The sequence below is a fragment of the Nocardioides sp. genome (assembly GCF_031422975.1).
Taxonomy (GTDB): Bacteria; Actinomycetota; Actinomycetes; order Propionibacteriales; family Nocardioidaceae; genus Nocardioides.
The window spans coordinates 1-2,591 of sequence record NZ_JANPEO010000216.1 but is presented as its reverse complement, the minus strand read 5'-3'; the positions used below and the strand labels follow the sequence as shown (position 1 = coordinate 2,591).

Annotated in this window: 3 protein-coding genes; all 3 read left to right on the top strand. The window is 72.6% G+C overall.

All coding sequences use genetic code 11. The features are described from left to right. On the top strand, window positions 1-872 hold an 872-nt coding region (hemG, locus tag RMO85_RS06470; protein ID WP_310527699.1), incomplete at its 5' end, for a protoporphyrinogen oxidase. Window positions 873-876: 4 nt separating this feature from the next. Next, a complete protein-coding gene (gene hemQ / locus RMO85_RS06465; RefSeq protein WP_310527697.1) occupies window positions 877-1,575 on the top strand; it encodes a hydrogen peroxide-dependent heme synthase in 699 nt (232 codons plus the stop codon). A 96-nt stretch (window positions 1,576-1,671) separates the two neighbouring features. Then, on the top strand, window positions 1,672-2,591 hold a 920-nt coding region (locus RMO85_RS06460), incomplete at its 3' end, for a hypothetical protein (protein ID WP_310527696.1).

The following is a 2,591-nucleotide window of genomic DNA, read 5'->3' as shown; positions in this document are numbered from 1 at the left end:
AGCCGCTGCTGGGTGGGGTCTACGCCGGCCGGGCCCGGATGCTGTCCGCCGCTGCGACCGTTCCCCAGCTCCTGGCCATGGCCCGCGCCGGCTCCCTCCTCGAACAGGCGGCACTGGTGCCGCGCAGCGACGTGCCGGTCTTCGCCGGGCTGGCAGGTGGGATGGGCCAGCTCCCCGCCGTCATGGCCTCCGGTCTCGAGGTCCGCCTCGACGCCCCGGTGCGCGAGCTCCGGCGCGACGGCGACGGCTGGGCCCTGACGGTCGGGTCGACACGCTCACCGGAGACCGTGCTCGCCCGGCACGTCATCCTCGCGACCCCGGCCGCCCCCACGGCCAGGCTGCTGGGGGAGGTCGTCCCGGAGGTCGCCACCGACGTCGCCGGCATCGAGTCGGCGAGCGTGGCCGTGGTGACGCTCGCGTTCCCGCGCGAAGCGGTCGCCGAGCTGTCGGACTGCTCGGGCTTCCTGGTGCCGCCGGTCGAGCGGCGCGCGATCAAGGCCAGCACCTTCTCCTTCGCCAAGTGGGACTGGGTGCGCGCGGCCGGCGGCGGGCACGCGATCCTGCGCACCTCGATCGGTCGCGTCGGGGAGGAGTCGACCCTGCAGGTGACCGACGACGATCTCGTGGCACGGTCGCTGGCCGAGCTCGCGGAGCTGGCCGGCATCGTCGCCGTACCCGCCGACACGCACGTGCAGCGATGGGGCGGCGGCCTGCCGCAGTTCGCCGTCGGGCACCTGGACCGAGTCGCGCGCGTGCGCTCCTCGCTGCCGGCCGGCCTGTCCGTGTGCGGGGCGTGGTGTGACGGAGTCGGCATCCCCGCGGTGATCGCGTCGGCCCGTCGGGCGGCCGCCGAGGTCACCCGGGCACAATGAGCCCATGGCGACGAAGGCAGCGAAGGCCAGGGAACTCAACGACACGATCCGCTACACGATGTGGTCGGTCTTCAAGGTGCGCGACGTGCTCGGCGCCGCCGACCGCGACACCGAGGCGTCCGAGGTGGCGGCCCTGTTCGCCTCGCAGGCCGAGGAGGACATCGTCGTGCGCGGGCTCTACGACGTCAGCGGCCTGCGGGCCGACGCCGACCTGATGGTCTGGTGGCACGCCGAGGACAGCGAGATGCTGCAGTCGGCCTACAACACGTTCCGCCGCACGACGTTCGGTGCCCGCCTCGAGCCCGTGTGGTCGCAGATGGCGCTGCACCGTCCCGCCGAGTTCAACAAGTCGCACATCCCGGCCTTCCTGGCCAACGAGGAGACGCTCGCGCACATCTGCGTCTACCCCTTCGTGCGGTCCTACGAGTGGTATCTCCTCGAGGACTCCGAGCGCCGCGCGATGCTGGCCGAGCACGGCAAGATGGCCCGCGACTACCCGGACGTCCGCGCCAACACGGTCGCCTCGTTCGCGCTCGGTGACTACGAGTGGATGCTTGCGTTCGAGGCCGACGAGCTCTACCGGATCGTCGACCTGATGCGCCACCTGCGCGGCTCCGAGACCCGGCGCCACGTGCGCGACGAGGTGCCGTTCTACACCGGCTCCCGGGTCTCGCCGGCCGAGCTGATCGCCCGCCTGCCCTGAGGCCTATTGGGCTGCGCCGACTGACGGCGGACCGCCTTCGGGTGCGTGCCGGTGGAGCCGCCGGAACCGACGGTGAGCGCGTATCGTCGTACTCCCATGACCCGCACTGTCGCCGCGCTCGCCGCGCTCCTCGCCCTGTTCGCCACGGCCTCGTGCAGCACCGAGGAGCAGATGCGGGGGGTCGATCCCGCCGCAGGTGGCGATGCCGCTGATGTCGCCGCGACGCCCGGTGGGTTCCCCACCGCGGTGCCGGCTGCCACGGGTGACGTCAGCACCTCCGGTCTGGTCACCGTGCTGGACGACGGCGACGGTCCCGAGCTCTGCACGTTCGTCGCCGAGTCGCTGCCACCGCAGTGCTCGGGCACCCCGATGACCGGCTGGAACTGGGCGGCGCACCCCGAGCACGACGACCAGTCGGGCACGAAGTGGGGCTCGTTCGCTCTCACCGGCACCTTCGACGGCACCACGTTCACCGCCACCAGTGCGATCCCGGCCGCCCTCTACGACCCGATGAGCCAGCCGCCGGACCCCGCCTTCACCACTGCGTGCACGCCGCCGGCCGGCGGCTGGGCCGTGCTCGACCCGGCCACCACCAACCAGAAGTCGATGGACGCCACGTTCACCGCCGCGTCCGCGCTGCCGGGCTATGCGGGGGCGTGGATCGATCAGCCCGTCGACCCGGCCGTCGACCCGGCCGTCGACCCGGCGCTCGACCCGGCCGTCGAGGCCGAGATGAACGACCCGACCCGGCTGATCATCAACGTCGCGGTCACCGAGGACGTCGCGGGCGCCGAGGCCACGCTGCGCGAGACGTGGGGCGGCGCCCTGTGCGTCAGCGAGGCGGCGTACACCGAGAGCGAGCTCAACGCCCTGGCGATGGAGCTGCAGAAGCTGCCCGGTGTCACCTCGTCGTCGGCCGCCGACGACGTGGTGCAGATCGGCGTGCTGTTCGACGACGGCTCCCTGCAGAAGTGGGCCGACACGACGTACGGCGCGGGCCGGGTCGAGATCACCTC

What these genes read in the sequence shown, in the direction of transcription:
- hemQ (WP_310527697.1), top strand. Translation starts at nt 877, where the DNA reads ATGGCGACGAAGGCAGCGAAGGCCAGGGAACTCAACGACACGATCCGC.